The organism is Kribbella sp. NPDC002412, assembly GCF_053592935.1.
The window spans coordinates 104,465-120,282 of the sequence record NZ_JBSFBL010000004.1 but is presented as its reverse complement, the minus strand read 5'-3'; the positions used below and the strand labels follow the sequence as shown (position 1 = coordinate 120,282).

The following is a 15,818-nucleotide window of genomic DNA, read 5'->3' as shown; positions in this document are numbered from 1 at the left end:
GCTGGGGGTCTCTCGTGGCACAGGTGGTGATGGTGACCGGCGTCTCGCGAGACGCCGGCGCTCGCTGTGCCCGCAGGCTGGCCGACGACCCGTCGATCGGCACGGTGCTCGGCGTGGACGTGGTGCCGCCACGGGCCGAGCTGGGCCGGGTCCGGTTCGTCCGGGCCGACATCCGCAACCCCGTGATCGCCAAGGTGATCGCCGCCGAGGACGTCGACACGGTCGTCCACACCGGCGTCGTGGCCACTCCGGGCAGCGCCGGCGGCCGGTCGTCGATGAAGGAGATCAACGTCATCGGCACCATGCAGCTGCTCGCCGCCTGCCAGAAGGCGCCCGGTGTGGCCAAGCTGGTGGTGAAGTCGTCCACCACGGTGTACGGCGCGGGTCCTCGCGACCCCGCCATGTTCACCGAGGAGATGGCGCCGCGGGCGATCCACCAGACCGGGCTGAGCAAGGACGCGGTCGAGGTCGAGGGGTACGTGCGCGGGTTCGCCCGGCGCCGCCCCGACGTCTGCGTCTCCACGCTCCGGATGGCGAACTGGATCGGCCCCAAGACCAACTCCCCGATCACCCGGTACTTCTCGATGCCGGTCGTGCCGACAGTTTTCGGGTACGACGCCCGCCTCCAGTTCCTGCACGAGGACGACGGCGTCGAGGCGATCCACCACGCCACCGTCAACGACCTGCCCGGCACCTTCAACCTGGCCGGCGACGGGATCCTCGCGCTGTCCCAGGCGATCCGCCGGCTCGGCCGGCCGGCCCTGCGGCTGCCCTCGTTCACCGCGTCCAGCACGGCGGCCGCCGTACGGCGGGCGCGGCTCGCGGACTTCTCGCCCGACCAGATCACCTTCCTGACCTACGGGCGCGCCGTGGACACCACCCGGATGCGGACCGAGTTCGGGTTCGAGCCGGCGTACACGACGGCCGAGGCCTTCGACGACTTCCGCGCCTCCCTCGGGCCGGGTGCGGTGTCGCAGGCGGCCAACCTGCTCAGCGCCGGGCTGGGAGCGCTGCGTGGCTGACGCCGACGTGATCCCGATCGGTTCCGGCGGACGGCCGGGCCGCGGCAGTGGCCGCCGTACGACGCCCTCCGCGGCAGCCCGCGCACTCGCCGGCTCGTCGTCGAAGCGGAAGCCCGCTCGCGGCAAGGCCGCGGAGACGGCGGCCGAGCCGGTCGGTGTCGTGCCGGACGTCGAGGACACCCCGATGATCGAAGCCCCGGCGGCGTTCGATTTCGCCGGGCTCGAGCGGGTGGTGCGCGAGCTGTTCGGCGACGAAGGCGAGCGCCGGGTCGCGGAGTGGCTGGCGTTCCTGCGCCGGCGGCTGAGCGGGAGCTACGAGGTCGACGAGTTCGGGTACGACGCCGATCTGACCGACCAGGTGCTGCTGCCGCTGCTGCGGCCGATGGCAGAGAAGTGGTTCCGGGTCGACGTGCGCGGGGTGGAGAACATCCCGTCCGACGGTGGCGCGCTGATCGTGGCGAACCACTCCGGGACGATGCCGCTGGACGGGCTCGTCACCCAGCTGATCGTCGCGGACCACGCGCACCGGCCGCTGCGGACGCTCGCGGCGGATCTCGTGTTCCAGACCCCGTTCGTCGGTGAGCTGGCCCGCAAGGGTGGGGCGACGCTGGCGAGCAACGACGACGCCGAGCGGCTGCTCGGGCGCGGCGACCTGGTCGGCGTGTGGCCGGAAGGTTTCAAGGGGATCGGTAAGCCGTTCAGCGAGCGGTACAAGCTGCAGCGGTTCGGCCGCGGCGGGTTCGTCAGCGCGGCGATGCGGACCGGGGTGCCGATCGTGCCGTGCTCGATCGTCGGGGCCGAGGAGATCTATCCGCTGGTCGGGAACATCGCGTCGCTGGCGCGACTGCTGGGCGTGCCGTACATCCCGATCACGCCGTTCTTCCCGCTGCTCGGGCCGCTCGGGCTGATCCCGCTGCCGTCCAAGTGGCTGATCGAGTTCGGTGAGCCCATCCGCACCGACGACTTCCCCGACGGCGCCGCCGACGACCCGATGCTGGTCTTCAACGTCACCGACCAGGTCCGCGAGACCATCCAGCAGACCCTCTACACCCTGCTGATGCAACGCCGCAGCGTCTTCTTCTGACCGCTCTCCACCCCCGCCCCGGCCACCCGGCCCCGCCCCGGCCCACCCGGCCCCGCCCCGGCCACCCGGCCCCGCCCCCGCCCCGGCCCCGCCCCCGCCCCGGCCCCGCCCCGGCCCCACGGCATTCGAGGGGATATCCCGCGCCGTGATGGGTTCGCCCCTGGTGTACGAGCAGAGAACCCCGCATTCGAGGGGATATCCGCTCGAACGCGGCAGGGTGGGGGCGGCGGTGGGGTGGGGTGGACAAGCAAGAAGCCCGGCGCGGTTGCGCCGGGCTTCTCTGGTGGGTCAGGGACCTACTTCCATGGTGGGAGGAGGGTCTGGATGACGCCGGGAAGGTTGATGATCGGGGTGGACGGGAGCAGGGTCGGGAACGGCCACGGCCACTCGGTCGCGCCCGGGGTGGGGATGGTCGGCACGACGGTCGGGGTCGACGTCGGAGTCGAGGACGCCGACGGGTTCGGCGGGGTCTTCAGACTCGTCGGCGGAGTCTTGGACTCCTGGACGATCGTCGTGTTCGGCAGCTGCTGGCTCGGCGTCGCGCTCGGCGCCGTGCTCTGACCCGTGGTCGGCTTGCTGGACGGCTTCGCGCTCGGCCCACCGTTGGCCGGGTCGTTCGGCTCGGTGCCGACGTTCCCGGTGTTCGGCGCGGCCGGCTGGTTGCCGCCCTTGGCCGGCTTCGGCTGCTCGCACTTCGGGCAGGCGGCCGTGGTGTGCTGGGCCAGCTGCTCGATGGTGGCGAGTGCCTCGACGGCGGACTTCAGCGACTCCGGCGGCAGTTTCGGTGCGAGCTCACCAAGAGCCTGGCGGGCGCTGGTGATGAACTGCGTGATCGCCGTGATCGAACCGGCGTCGCCGTCCTGCTGGTACGACGCGACCAGCCGGGACACTCCCTTGCGGGACTGGGCCGAGAAGTCGTCGAGGGTGGCGTTGATCGTGCCCACGTCGCCGCCGTTCTCGGCCAGCGCGCGGACTTCGGACAGCCGGGTCATCGCGTGCTCGAGATCGCGCCGGCCCCGGGAGTCGTCCCCGACGCTGACGTTGGTCGAGACGTTCTCGATGCCGCGCTTCATCCCGTACAAGGTGTCACCGGGCATCGCCTGCTGAGCGGCGGCGGCAGAACCGATGCCACCTCCGAGCAGGACCAGCGCGGCGGTACTGGCCACGAGCCGGATGCGCCGGCCGTGACGATGGCGGATAGCTGTCACGGACGCGTCCACGTCCTCGCTGCCCGGCGGGTCGTCCGAGTCGTCCGGAGAGCTGCGCACCATCGTCGGAGTCGTCGTTGCCGCGCGGGCCGCCGCCTGCTCCATCAGGCGGTGCCTCAGCTCGGCACTGAACTCCGGTCGCGGTGCCACTGCGCCGGCGGTCCTCAGCCGTCCGACCAGTTCCACAGCTTCCATCAGCTCGGGGTCATCGCTCAGTCGCGAAGAGTGACGGGGCCCGTGATCGACGGCGTGCGCGAATGCCTCCGCGCGCGCTCGAGCCCTGTGTAGGTCACTCATGAGTTCTCGTTCTCCTCAATGGCCAGTCGGGGTCACCGACAGGTCCTCATCAGGCAAACGAGGAAACTCCCTGACGGGTTACGAAAGACATTCGTTGTCATCCGCCTCACCTCAAGTCCTTGGGGATAACCTTCGCCAAGTGCCGTACGGCCCTCAGTTGCAGTTGCTTGACGGCGCCTTCGGACTTCTCCAGCGCCTTGGCCGTTTCCGCGATCGACAATCCGGCGAAGAATCGCATCGTCAGGCAGTCGCGTTGCTCGTCGGGCAAGGCCGCGACGGCGTCCCGCAGCACCTCGGCGGTGGCGGCGGCCAGTACGTCGACCTCCGGCCCCTCGGTCTGCCGGTCGTGCGTCTCGATCTCGTCCGTGACCACCTCGAGCCGGACCCGGCCGGACTTGTAGTGGTCGGTGATGAGGTTCCGGGCGATCGTCACCAGCCAGGCGCCGAAGTCCCGGCCCTGCCAGCGGAACGAGTCCAGCGCGCGCAGCGCCCGGACGAACGTCTCGCTGGTCAGGTCCTCGGCGAGTGCCGACGACGACACCCGCGCGTAGATGTAGCGGTAGACGGTGAGCGAGTACTCGTCGTACAGCTCACCGAAGGCACCGACGTCCCCGGCCTGGGCGCGATCGACGAGCTCTGCACGTCTCATCCCGTCCGGGCTTGGCTCCGGCGTCGTCAAGATTTCTCCCCGTTCAACTGACACGTCTTCTGACACATCCGCGAATGGCCACAGCGGCTGAGACAGCACCGAGCGTTACGCCTGAAGCACCCGCTGTCAACAGTCCGAGGCGTGCCGCCTTCCGTCCGGTCCGATAGTCACGAATGCGCCAGCCGGCGACTTCCGCGTGGCGGCGCAGCCTGCTGTCGGGGTTGATCGCGCATGGATTCCCCACCAGCTCGAGCATCGGCAGGTCGTTCACCGAGTCCGAGTACGCCGCGCAGGAGGCCAGGTTCAGCCCCTCGCGCGCCGCAAGCGCGCGGACGGCCTCCGCCTTGGCCGGGCCATGGAGGATGTCGCCCACGAGTTCACCTGTATATATCCCGTCACGCTCTGCTGCAACCGTTCCGAGCGCGCCGGTCAGTCCCAGCCGCCTGGCGAGCAGCCTGGCGACCTCCACCGGCGCCGCCGTCACCAGCCAGACCCGCTCGCCGGCGTCGAGGTGCTGCTGCGCCAGCGCAAGTGTGCCCGGCCAGATCCGGTCGGCCATGATCTCGTCGAAGATCTCCTCGACCAGGATCTGCACCTCGGCCACCCGGTGGCCGGCGATGAACGACAACGCCGCCGCGCGCGCGTTCGCGACCGAGTCCGGGGTCTCGCCCTGGAGCCGGAACCTCAACTGCGCAAAGGATTTCTGCGCGATCTCGCCGGTGCTGAAGAACCTTCGCCGGTACAGCCCACGGGCCAGGTGGAACATCGACGCGCCCTGCAGCATCGTGTTGTCCACATCGAAGAACGCAGCCGCGTCCGGAACCTGCGGCGTTTCCAGCGCCGCTTCCAACTCGGCCGCGGCCGCGCTGGCCTCCCCAGCCAGGATCGATCTGGCTCGGAGGTCACGTGACGTACCCCCACCCATGAAGCAGGACCTTAGGGCACGGAACCCCCGCCTGTCGCCTACTGCGCGTCACCGTCTCGAACTGTGCCCAGGGGAGCGCAACATGCCCGGGTGAACGTGGCAGACTCGCCTGGTGAACTTCAACTTCGCGGACGTTCTTCGTGACACAGCGCAACGTCACGGCGAACGTCTCGCACTGGTCGACGGTGACCGGCGGCTGACCTGGAGCGAGGTCGACGCCGCCGTCGACAGGGCTGCCCAGGGGTTCGCCGCGGCCGGCCTGGTGCCGGGGTACCGGGTCATCCTGCTGCAGGCCAACAGCGTCGACTTTGTCACGTCCTACCTGGGCATTCTCCGCGCCGGCCTGGTCGCCGTACCGCTGAACACGGGCCTGACGGCGAGCGAGATCAGTGGGGTCGTGGAGCACTCCGGAGCCCGGCTGGCGATCGCCGACGGAGACCTCGCGGACAAGGTCCGAGGTCTCCGGACGGTTCGGGCCGGCGAGCTCCAGGGTGACGCTCCGTTATTGCCGCCGCTCGACCCCGAGACCCTCGCGGTCCTGCTCTACACCTCCGGGACGAGTGGGGACCCGCGGGCGGCGATGCTGTCGCACCGCGCGCTGGCCGCGAACGTGAAGAACCTTTCCGGCCTCGGCGAGGACCGGATGGGCCCGGACGACGTCGTCCTCGGCGTGCTGCCGATGTTCCACGCCTTCGGCCTGAACGCCGTCCTCGGCTGGGCTGTCGCGACCGGCGCGGCGCTCGTCATCGAACCGCGCTTCGACTCCGTCCACACCCTCGGCCTGATCAGCAGGTACGGCGTGACGCGACTGCCACTCGCACCGCCGGCGCTGAACGCCCTGCTCGCCCAGTCGGGCCTTCACGACGCCCTGCGGACGGTCAAGGTCGTCCTGACCGGCGCGTCGACCCTCGACCGGGCGCTGGCCGACCGCTTCGAGCAGGAGACCGGGAAGTTCGTCCACCAGGGCTACGGCCTGACCGAGGCGTCCCCGGGTGTCACCACCACCCTTGGCGAGGGACAGCCGAAGCCGGGCTCGGTCGGGCGTCCGCTGCCGAACGTCGAGGTCCGGATCGCCGATGAACAAGGTGAGGATGTCGAAGGCGACGATCCTGGAGAGATCCTGATCCGCGGCGCCAACCTGTTCTCCGGCTACTGGCCGGACGGCGTGGACGGTCCGGACGAGGAGGGCTGGTACCGCACCGGCGACGTCGGCTACCTGGATGCCGACGGCGACCTCTTCCTGGTGGACCGGCTGCGTGAGCTGATCATCGTGTCCGGGTTCAACGTCTTCCCGAGCGAGGTCGAGGAGGTCCTGGTCGGCGCTTCCGGCGTCCGCGAGGCCGCCGTCATCGGCGTACCGTCCGAGGACACCGGTGAGGCGGTGAAGGCGTTCGTCGTGCCGGAGACCGGGGCGAGCGTGGACACGGCCGCGCTCCGGGAGTACGCCGAGACCCGGCTGGCCCGGTTCAAGTGCCCGGTGGAGATCGAGGTGGTCGACCACCTGCCGCACTCGGTCACCGGCAAGGTCGCGAAGGGCCGGCTGCGGAAATGAGCCGCGTCACGCTGTACGGCAAGCCCGGCTGCCACCTCTGTGACGACGCCCGGGCGATCGTCCAGGCGGTCTGTGCCGAGCTCGGCGTCGACTGGTCCGAGGTCGACATCACGCAGGATGACCGGTTGCTCACCGAGTACGGCGAGCAGATCCCGGTGACCTTCGTCGACGGCAAGCAGCACGACTTCTGGCGCGTCGACCCGGCCAGGCTTCGCAAGGCCCTCACCACTTAGTGCTGTCCGTCACCTCGGCCTTCGCCGATTTTGTTCTCACGTTCACAAGCTCCTAGAGTAAGGAGAGCCGCCGGCCGTCAAGACCGCGGCCGTGGAGAACCGTTCCCAGGAGAATTGTGACGCGTGCCAGCAGCCGTCGCCCCGGCCCGCCGACGAGAACCGAACGCGGCATTCCCGAGGCGACTGTCGCGCGCTTGCCGGTCTACCTGCGGGCGCTGACCGCGCTGTCCGACAGCGGGATCGCCACCGCGTCGAGCGAGGACCTGGCGACCGCGGCCGGCGTGAACTCGGCCAAGCTCCGCAAGGACCTTTCCTACCTGGGCTCCTACGGCACCCGCGGCGTCGGGTACGACGTCGAGTACCTGCGCTACCAGATCGCCCGCGAGATCGGCGTCACCCAGGACTGGGCCGTGGTCATCGTCGGGATCGGAAACCTGGGTCACGCGCTGGCGAACTACTCCGGTTTCGGCACCCGCGGGTTCCGGATCGTGGCGCTGCTGGACGCCGACCCGAACCTGATCGGTGAGCGGGTCGGCGACATGGAGGTCCGCGACTTCGCCCAGATCGAGGACATCGTGAAGGCCGACCGGGTCTCGATCGGTGTCATCACCACGCCCGCCGGTCCGGCCCAGGAGGTGTGCGACCGGCTGGTCGCCGCCGGGGTGACCAGCATCCTGAACTTCGCGCCCGTCGTGCTGTCCGTGCCCGACGGCGTCGACATCCGCAAGGTGGACCTCTCGATCGAGTTGCAGATCCTGGCGTACCACGAACAACGAAAGTCCGGAGAGGCGGCGCTCCCCGAGGTGCCCGAGCTACCAGCGATGAACGGTCTGACCGATCTGCCGAGCGTCGGGGGAGGTGTCGGCGCATGAGTTACCTGGTCGTCGGTATCAGCCACCGCTCAGCTGACATCAACGTCCTCGAGCGCGTGGCGCTCGACCCGGACGCGGCGACCAAGCTGGCCCTGGCCGTCAAGCACACCCCGGCGGTCTCCGAGTCCGCGGTCCTCGCCACCTGCAACCGCACCGAGGTCTACGCGACAGTCGACCGGTTCCACGCCGGCATGGACGAGGTCACCGCGATCCTGTCCGACGTCACCGGCGTACCGCTGCTGGACCTGGCCGAGCACCTCTACGTGCACTTCGAGGAAGGCGCCGTCGCGCACCTGTTCCAGGTCTCGGTCGGACTCGACTCGATGATCGTCGGCGAGAGCCAGATCCTCGGCCAGGTGAAGGACACGCTGCGCGTCGGCCAGGACCTGGAGACGGTCGGCACCGAGCTCAACGCCGTACTCCAGCACGCGTTGCGAGTCGGCAAGCGGGCCCGCACCGAGACCGGCATCGACGCCGCCGGGCGCTCGGTCGTCTCGGCCGGCCTCGACGCGGTCGGCGGCCTCGAGGGCCGGCGCGCGCTGGTCGTCGGCGCCGGCTCGATGGCCTCGCTGGCCGCGCAGACCTTGCTCAACGGCGGCGCCGCGAGCGTGACCATTGCCAACCGCAACTACGACCGCGCGGTCGCGCTGGCCGAGCGGGTCGGCGGGAGAGCGGTCCAGCTCGCCAACGTCCCCGAGGCGCTGGCCGAGACCGACCTGGTCGTGTCGTGCACCGGCGCGCGGGGCGTCGTACTGACCGAAGAGATGATCCGGAACGCGACCGACGGGCGGCCGTTCGGCGTGCTGGACGTCGCGCTACCGCGGGACGTCGCGCCCGAGGTGGCCCGGATCCCCGGGGTCACGCTCGTCACGCTGGCCGATCTCGCCGGGACGGCGGGCGGCAGCGAGGCCGACATCGACGGGGTACGGCGGATCGTCTCGGAGGAGACGGGGTCGTTCGAGGCCACCCGGCGGGCCGCATCGGTCGCGCCGACCGTGGTCGCGCTGCGAGCGATGGCGACCGAGCTGGTCGATTCCGAGCTGGCCCGGCTGGACCGCAAGCTGCCCGGACTGGACGACACCCAGCGGCAGGAGGTCGCCCGGACCATCCGCCGGGTGGTCGACAAGGTGCTGCACACACCGACCGTGCGGGTGAAGGAGCTGGCCGCCGACCCGGGCGGACCGACGTACGCCGACGCCCTCCGCGAACTGTTCGCGCTCGACCCGGCCACCGTCGACGCGGTCACGGCCGCGAAGACGCCGGAAGAGACCAGCAACACCCGCGCCGACGCGACCGGAGGTGACCGCGCATGATCAGGCTTGGCACCCGGCGGTCCGCCCTGGCGACCGCGCAGGCGACCTGGGTGGCCGGCCAGCTGCGCGCCCTCGGGCACGAGGTCGAGCTGGTCCCGATCGTCACCACCGGCGACGTCAACAGGGCGCCGCTGGAGCAGATCGGCGGCACCGGCATCTTCGTCAGCGCGCTGCGGGACGCCTTGCTGTCCCGCGAGATCGACATCGCCGTGCACTCGCTCAAGGACCTGCCGACCGCACCGGTCGACGGTCTTGCGATCGGCGCCGTACCGGTCCGCGAGGACCCGCGCGACGTGCTGGTCGCCCGCGACGGGCTGACCCTCGGTGAGCTGCAGCAAGGCGCCCTCGTCGGCACCGGCTCACCGCGCCGGGTCGCGCAGCTCGACGCGCTCGGCCTCGGCCTCGAGTGCACCGGGATCCGCGGCAACGTGGACACCCGGATCGGGATGGTGGCCGATGGCAAATTGGACGCGGTGGTGCTGGCAAGGGCAGGGTTGTCCCGGTTGGGACGGCTCGCCGAGGTGACCGAGACGCTGGATCCGATCCAGGTCCTGCCGGCTCCGGGACAAGGTGCCCTGGGCATCGAGTGCCGGGCGGACGACACCGAGGTGCTGGCCGCGCTGGCGCCGCTGGAGGACCCGGCCACCCGGGCGGCGGTGACGGCGGAGCGGCAGATGCTTGCCACTCTCGAGGCAGGGTGCACGGCTCCGGTCGGCGCCCTCGCCGAAGTGGTCGAAGGTGAGGACGGCCCGGAGCTGTGGCTGCGGGGAGCGCTCGGCCAGGAAGACGGCGTACGGCGGTTGTCGGCCAACGGGCCGGTGGACGACCCGGTGTCACTGGGCAAAGCGCTGGCGAACGAGTTGCTGGAGCAGACATGACACCGGCACGGGGCACGACGACGAGGGCGTCTCATGACGCGGCGCACAAGACGAGCAGCAGGACGAGGACGAGGGCGAAGGCAGACGTGAGCAGCGCGAAGACAGCAGCCACCGCGGCATCCAGGACGCCTCAGAAAGTGCCGGCGAAGGCTGCCGCCACCAGCACGGTCAAGCAGACCAGACCACTCGGCCACGTCACGTTCGTCGGTGTCGGGCCGGGCGATCCCGCCCTGCTGACGCTGGCCGGCCGCGACGTCCTGGCGAACGCCGACGCCGTCGTGGTCGAGGGCCCCGAGCACGACGCCTTCCTGGCCTACTGCAAGCCGGGTGTCGAGGTGGTCGACGGGTCCGGCGCCGAGGGCAGCCGGGCGCTGAAGGTCGCCGCCCGGGCCCGGCTGGTGGTGAAGACGGCCAAGTCCGCGGCGAACGTCGTACGCCTGCTGACCGGTGACCCGTTCACCTTCTCCAGTGGCGCCGAGGAAGCGGCCGCGTGCCGGAAGGCGGGCATCGGGTTCAACATCATCCCCGGTGTCAGCGAGGTCAGCGCCGTCCCGACGTACGCGGGCATCCCGCTGACGATGAAGGGCGACCGCGAGGTCACCGTCCTCGACCTGGCCGAGGCCAAGCTCGACCTGAGCCGGCTGCACCCCAAGCAGACGCTGGTGCTGCTGAACGCGACCGACGTACTCAAGGAGACCGTCGCCGCGCTCGTCGAGGCGGGCTTCGACGCCGGGACGCCGGTCGCGGCGACCGTCGGCGGCACGACGACCCTGCAGACCAGCGTGGTCGGCACCCTCGAGACGATCGTCGCCGACCTGCGTGCGGCCAAGGTGACCGGCGAGGCCGTCATCGTGGTCGGCGCGGTGGTCGAGCAGCGCGAGACGCTGTCCTGGTTCGAGACCAAGCCGCTGTTCGGCTGGCGGATCCTGGTGCCGCGCACCAAGGACCAGGCCGGCCCGCTGATGGACCGGCTTCGCCGGTACGGCGCGATGCCGGAAGAGGTCCCGACCATCTCGGTCGAGCCGCCGCGCAACCCGCAGCAGATGGACAAGGCGATCCGCGGCCTGGTCGAGGGCCGGTACGAGTGGGTCGCGTTCACCTCGGTCAACGCGGTCAAGGCGGTCCGGGAGAAGTTCGACGAGTACGGCCTGGACGCGCGGGCGTTCTCCGGGCTGAAGATCGCCGCGGTCGGCGACAAGACCGCCGAGGCGATCGGCGCCTGGGGCATCCGCCCGGACCTGGTTCCGTCCGGCGAGCAGTCCGCCGCCGGGCTGGTCGAGGACTGGCCGCCGTTCGACGAGGTGCTGGACCCGATCAACCGGGTCTTCCTGCCGCGCGCCGACATCGCCACCGAGACCCTGGTCGCCGGGCTGACCGACCTCGGCTGGGAGGTCGACGACGTGACGGCGTACCGGACCGTGCGGGCCGCCCCGCCGCCCGCGCCGACCCGCGAGGCGATCAAGTCCGGCAAGTTCGACGCGGTCGTCTTCACCTCGTCCTCGACAGTGCGCAACCTGGTCGGCATCGCCGGCAAGCCGCACGCGTCCACGGTGATCGCGGTGATCGGCCCGGCCACCCTGAAGACCGCCGAGGAGCACGGCCTGCGGGTCGACGCGATGGCCGACACCCCGTCCGCGGAGGAACTGGCCGACGCGCTCGCTCGCTTCGGCGCCGACCGTCGTGACACCATGATCGAGGCCGGTGAGCCGGTCACCCGCCCGTCCGAGCGCCGCTCGGGCTCTCGCAGGAAGAGCTAGGTCTGTGGCTGGATTCCCGGAGGTCAGGCCGCGGCGGCTTCGGTCGTCGGCGGCGATGCGCAGGCTGGTCGCGGAGACCACCCTGGAACCGCGGCAGCTGATCCTGCCGATGTTCATCCGGGAAGACGCCCGCGAGCCGATCGCGATCAAGTCGATGCCGGGCGTGTACCAGCACACCCGCGACTCCGCCCGCAAGGCGGTCGCCGAGGCGGCTCAGCTCGGACTCGGTGGCGTCATGCTGTTCGGCGTACCGACGTCGAAGGACGAGACCGGCTCCGGTGGCGTGGACCCGGACGGGATCCTCAACGTCGCGATCCGGGACGCCGTGAGCGAGGTCGGCGACGCGCTGCTGGTGATGTCGGACCTGTGCCTGGACGAGTTCACGTCCCACGGCCACTGCGGCGTACTGGACTCTTCTGGCCGCGTCGACAACGACGCGACGCTCGCGATCTACGCCGAAATGGGTGTCGCGCAGGCGGCCGCGGGCGCGCACGTCGTCGGCCCGTCCGGGATGATGGACGGCCAGGTCGGGGTCGTCCGTACGGCGCTGGACGCGGCCGGATTCCAGGACACGGTGATCCTGGCGTACTCCGTGAAGTACGCGTCGGCCTTCTTCGGCCCGTTCCGTGAGGCCGTCGGCTCGTCCCTGCAGGGCGACCGCAAGACCTACCAGCAGGACAACACGAACGCCCGCGAGGCCCTCCGCGAGGTCGACCTCGACGTGGCCGAAGGCGCCGACATCGTGATGGTGAAGCCGGCCCTCGCCTACCTGGACATCATCCGCCAGGTCCGCGACCACGTGGACGTCCCGGTCGCCGCCTACAACATCTCCGGCGAGTACGCGATGGTCGAAGCCGCCGCCGCCAACGGCTGGATCGACCGCGACCGCGCCATCCTCGAAACCCTCACCTCCATCCGCCGAGCCGGCGCCGACACAATTCTGACCTACTGGGCCACCGACGCAGTCCCCCTCCTCCACCGCTAACTGCTGCCCCACCCCCGCGCTCCTCAACCTCTCCGTCGTCCCGCCGACTGGGGTCAGCCCCACGCGTGCTACGCAGCCGCTCCTTCGTCGCGTCCGCTACGCGCGCTCCCACCCGCCCATAGCTTTCTTGCCGGCTATCGCCGGCCTCCTGCGCACTCCTTCGTCGCGCGCAATCGACGACTAGGTCGGCGCTCGTCCGCAAGCTGACTGCCCGTCAAGCCGACCGGGCGAGCCCGCAGGCGCACTTCGCAGCTGTGCCTTCGTCGGATCGCTAGGCACCCGACCCCATCAAGGATGCATTGCGTATGGATCTTGAGTCGCTGACCAATCGCTCGATGGATCCAACAAGGCGAGACGGATCCTATCGGTGCCCAGCACAACCACCTGGCAGATGCGTTCCCTACGTGCTCGTGTACGCCATGCAGTCGACACATTGGGGCAGCTGGCAACGTACTGATGAACTAGTGGATACGGCCGCCCGAAGGGGTAGCCTGCGGAAATGACTTCATCTGGTGATTACACCGCGAAGCTCCCTCGCAAACGCATGGGTGCGGGTGTTTTGTTCACTGATGTCTCGGGGCGAGCCCTGCTCGTAGAGCCTGTGTACAAGGACTACTGGGAAATCGCAGGCGGGTGCGTCGAGGAGAATGAGTCTCCGCGCCAGGCAGCAGTGCGTGAGGTGAAAGAGGAACTGGGCAAGACGGTCGCGTTGGGCCCGCTACTGGTGGTGGACTGGGTGCCACCCAGGCCGGATCGCACGGAGGGGGTCATGTTCGTGTATGACGGCGGCACTCTCGATGAGCAGAGCACGGCCGATATCCACCTACCCCCTGACGAACTGTCCCGCTGGGCATGGTGCGATCGGGCGGAGATCGAACAGCGGATGTCGCCCCTGCTGGCCAGGCGTGTGATTGCCGCGTTGCGAGCCAAAGCCGAAGGCGCAGCGCTCGATCTGGAGAACGGCTTCGACATGCCGTGACGACGCGCTCCCCGTCATGGTGCAACGCGCCGTCGGGTGTCAGGCCGCTGTGTCGTAGTGGTCGGCAGTCGCGATGCCAGCCAGTGGCGGCCGGGTGTTGGTGTTCGAGGCGGTCAGCAAACTGATCCCGCCTGATCGGTAAAGGCTGTCGTGAATGCCGTCGGCGTACAGCAACCCGGTCAGATCGGCGCGAGCTTTGGCGACCGGGTGCGCCCGTTGAAATCCGGTTGCGCCAAGCAACGGTGCTAGGTCCGCCACCACGCGGACGGCAGTGTCTACGCCAGCTGCCTTTCCGACTCGCGCGGCGAGGTCGGCATGCGGACTGCCCTCAGCTGCGAGGCGGCTCGTGGTTATGGTGGCCAGGAGGGCAGCTGTGATCTCGGCGTGAGAACGTCCCAGAGTTACCAGGGCGTTGTCGCGGATCCGGGGCAGCATTCCAACCCTTGCCTTGGCGGCCAGGGCGTCCGTGACCAGGGTATGCACTCCGGCGGCGGTGCCCAGTGCGGTGGCGGTGACCAGTGGCCGGAAACGAGTGAAGTGGCGCCGAAAGACTCCAAGGCCGTCACCAGGCCGACCGACGAGGTCGGATTCCGGATTCACAGGCACCTCTCGCAGGCGAAGCACGCCCCATGACCAGCCTCCTAGCCCGAGAGGTTCGATGACCTCGCGCTCCAGCTCAGGCCGATCGCCGTCGACGATCGCAGCGCTGATGCGTCCATCCGGGTCGCGGAAGAACACCACGAATCCGGCTGACTCCATCAATCGCGACACCCAACATTTCTCGCCGCTGATCCGCCAGGTGCCGTCGCGGCATAGAACCGCGCGAGTGGTGATTTCCTGGATCCGGGAGCCGCCGTGCCGTTCGGTCGCGGCGATGCCGACCAACTCGCCGGCCCCCAAGCGTTTACACCAGCGGGCGGCAGAGTGAGTATTGCCGTCGACGAGAATCATCGACCCATGCCCCGGACCGGTCGCGTCACGCAGATCCAAGTCATGAAACCCGGCGGTGAACTGCGCGAGTGTTTGCCACACCAGGCTGCCCTGTCCGTCCGCGGGTCCGCGCCGACAGATGGCCAGTTCTCGGCGCAAATGCAGGAGCCACTGCGACCGTACCGTGCCATCGGACGCTGGCGGTGCGTCCGCGCAGAGGGTGGCAACGTCGTCGGCCAAGCGGAGGAGATCCCGCCAGCCCGTGTTGTCGATCTCGCCGATGCTGGTCCGCAGCGGGTCCAGCCAGACCGAAACACTGGTCATGGCGCGACCTCCCCGCGTTCCGTTGCTGGGACGCCGTACACGATGGACCGGGCTTGTACGTCCTTGGTCACAACCGACCCGGCTCCGACGAGGGCGTGTTCGCCTACGGCGACTCCTGCGAGGATGACCGCCCCCGAGCCGATCTTGCAGCCGTACGCGAATGATGGCGGCAGCAGCGGCTTCTCGTTGTCGGGATCGCGCCAGATCAGCTCCTTGTCGTTGATGGTGCGCACTCCAGCACCGATGAATGCCCTGTCCTCGACGACGGTGTCGGCGGTCAAGTGGGAGCTGGGCGAGCAGCGCACGCCGTTGCCGATACTGCAGCCGCGCTCGATGGTCAGGTTCGCCGCGAGCTGACTGTGGGAGCCGACCTTCACGTTGGTGCGCAGGAGCGTGTTATGTCCGATCGTAGTGTCGTCACCGACGACCACTCCGGCATAGATCGTGGCTCCGGCGCGAATCACGACGCCGGAGCCGACCATCGTCGGTACACCGGCACCTTGGTAGACACGACGCACGGCGTATCCGTACTCCGGCTCGCCAACAACTGCCCGGTGCCCAATATGAGTGTCTCGGCCGATTGTGGCACCGCCATGCACTATCGCGAATGCCCCAACGATGACCCGGCGGCCGAGCACAATCGGACGGGTCGTGCCCAGCATGTCGGTCGGCAGAAACACGGCTGAAGGGTGGATCTGGCAGCCGTCGTCGAGCTCCAGCAGCCCGGCTCGGACCAAGTCAGTGACGGTCGCCGGGGTGGCGGCCGGTGTAGGCAGATGCATCATGGCGGGATCCCCTTGTCTCCCAGCG

At 69.6% G+C, this 15,818-nt stretch carries 15 protein-coding genes; 10 read left to right on the top strand and 5 right to left on the bottom strand.

What is annotated here, in order from left to right:
• The first annotated feature begins 14 nt into the window (after positions 1–14).
• A complete protein-coding gene (locus ACWCOV_RS04840; protein ID WP_449827881.1) occupies positions 15–1,022 on the top strand; it encodes an NAD-dependent epimerase/dehydratase family protein in 1,008 nt (335 codons plus the stop codon).
• On the top strand, positions 1,015–2,106 hold the full coding sequence (locus tag ACWCOV_RS04835; protein WP_449827880.1) for a lysophospholipid acyltransferase family protein: 1,092 nt from the start codon (positions 1,015–1,017) through the stop codon (positions 2,104–2,106). The genes ACWCOV_RS04840 and ACWCOV_RS04835 overlap by 8 nt, the downstream gene beginning before the upstream one ends.
• Positions 2,107–2,402: 296 nt before the next feature.
• Here ACWCOV_RS04835 and ACWCOV_RS04830 read toward each other — a convergent pair whose 3' ends face one another.
• The 3 genes from ACWCOV_RS04830 to ACWCOV_RS04820 form a co-directional block, all read right to left on the bottom strand.
• A complete protein-coding gene (locus ACWCOV_RS04830; RefSeq protein WP_449827879.1) occupies positions 2,403–3,509 on the bottom strand; it encodes a DUF5667 domain-containing protein in 1,107 nt (368 codons plus the stop codon).
• 208 nt (positions 3,510–3,717) lie between these two features.
• Positions 3,718–4,260 carry a sigma-70 family RNA polymerase sigma factor gene (locus tag ACWCOV_RS04825; RefSeq protein WP_041289570.1) on the bottom strand — a complete coding sequence of 181 codons (543 nt, stop codon included), beginning with the start codon at positions 4,258–4,260 and terminating at the stop codon, positions 3,718–3,720.
• A 43-nt stretch (positions 4,261–4,303) separates the two neighbouring features.
• On the bottom strand, positions 4,304–5,185 hold the full coding sequence (locus tag ACWCOV_RS04820; RefSeq protein ID WP_449827878.1) for an HAD family hydrolase: 882 nt from the start codon (positions 5,183–5,185) through the stop codon (positions 4,304–4,306).
• A gap of 112 nt (positions 5,186–5,297) precedes the next feature.
• Between ACWCOV_RS04820 and ACWCOV_RS04815 the strand changes: the two genes are divergently transcribed.
• The 8 genes from ACWCOV_RS04815 (at position 5,298) to ACWCOV_RS04780 (ending at position 13,754) form a co-directional block, all read left to right on the top strand.
• Positions 5,298–6,737: a class I adenylate-forming enzyme family protein gene (locus ACWCOV_RS04815; RefSeq protein ID WP_449827877.1), complete on the top strand. Its 1,440-nt coding sequence runs from the start codon at positions 5,298–5,300 to the stop codon at positions 6,735–6,737.
• Complete coding sequence (locus ACWCOV_RS04810; protein WP_449827876.1) at positions 6,734–6,970, top strand: glutaredoxin family protein; 237 nt, start codon at positions 6,734–6,736, stop codon at positions 6,968–6,970. The genes ACWCOV_RS04815 and ACWCOV_RS04810 overlap by 4 nt, the downstream gene beginning before the upstream one ends.
• Positions 6,971–7,086: 116 nt before the next feature.
• Positions 7,087–7,842, top strand: coding sequence for a redox-sensing transcriptional repressor Rex (locus ACWCOV_RS04805; protein WP_360536831.1), 756 nt, complete (start codon positions 7,087–7,089; stop codon positions 7,840–7,842).
• Entirely contained in the window at positions 7,839–9,155 is a 1,317-nt protein-coding gene (locus ACWCOV_RS04800) for a glutamyl-tRNA reductase (RefSeq protein ID WP_449827875.1), read from the top strand. Before ACWCOV_RS04805 ends, ACWCOV_RS04800 begins: the two co-directional genes overlap by 4 nt.
• On the top strand, positions 9,152–10,033 hold the full coding sequence (gene hemC, locus ACWCOV_RS04795) for a hydroxymethylbilane synthase (RefSeq protein WP_449827874.1): 882 nt from the start codon (positions 9,152–9,154) through the stop codon (positions 10,031–10,033). Before ACWCOV_RS04800 ends, hemC begins: the two co-directional genes overlap by 4 nt.
• The gene (locus ACWCOV_RS04790; RefSeq protein WP_449827873.1) at positions 10,030–11,790 is read left to right on the top strand and encodes a uroporphyrinogen-III synthase; all 1,761 of its coding nucleotides are present in this window, start codon (positions 10,030–10,032) and stop codon (positions 11,788–11,790) included. The genes hemC and ACWCOV_RS04790 overlap by 4 nt, the downstream gene beginning before the upstream one ends.
• A 4-nt stretch (positions 11,791–11,794) precedes the next feature.
• Positions 11,795–12,775 (top strand): porphobilinogen synthase, encoded by a 981-nt coding sequence (gene hemB / locus ACWCOV_RS04785; protein ID WP_449827872.1) that lies wholly within the window; start codon positions 11,795–11,797, stop codon positions 12,773–12,775.
• 499 nt (positions 12,776–13,274) lie between these two features.
• Positions 13,275–13,754, top strand: a complete 480-nt coding sequence (locus tag ACWCOV_RS04780) for an NUDIX domain-containing protein (protein ID WP_449827871.1) — start codon at positions 13,275–13,277, stop codon at positions 13,752–13,754.
• A 39-nt stretch (positions 13,755–13,793) separates the two neighbouring features.
• Here ACWCOV_RS04780 and ACWCOV_RS04775 read toward each other — a convergent pair whose 3' ends face one another.
• Positions 13,794–15,008 (bottom strand): acyl-CoA dehydrogenase, encoded by a 1,215-nt coding sequence (locus ACWCOV_RS04775; RefSeq protein ID WP_449827870.1) that lies wholly within the window; start codon positions 15,006–15,008, stop codon positions 13,794–13,796.
• A complete protein-coding gene (locus ACWCOV_RS04770; protein ID WP_449827869.1) occupies positions 15,005–15,793 on the bottom strand; it encodes a DapH/DapD/GlmU-related protein in 789 nt (262 codons plus the stop codon). Before ACWCOV_RS04770 ends, ACWCOV_RS04775 begins: the two co-directional genes overlap by 4 nt.
• Positions 15,794–15,818 lie beyond the last annotated feature (25 nt).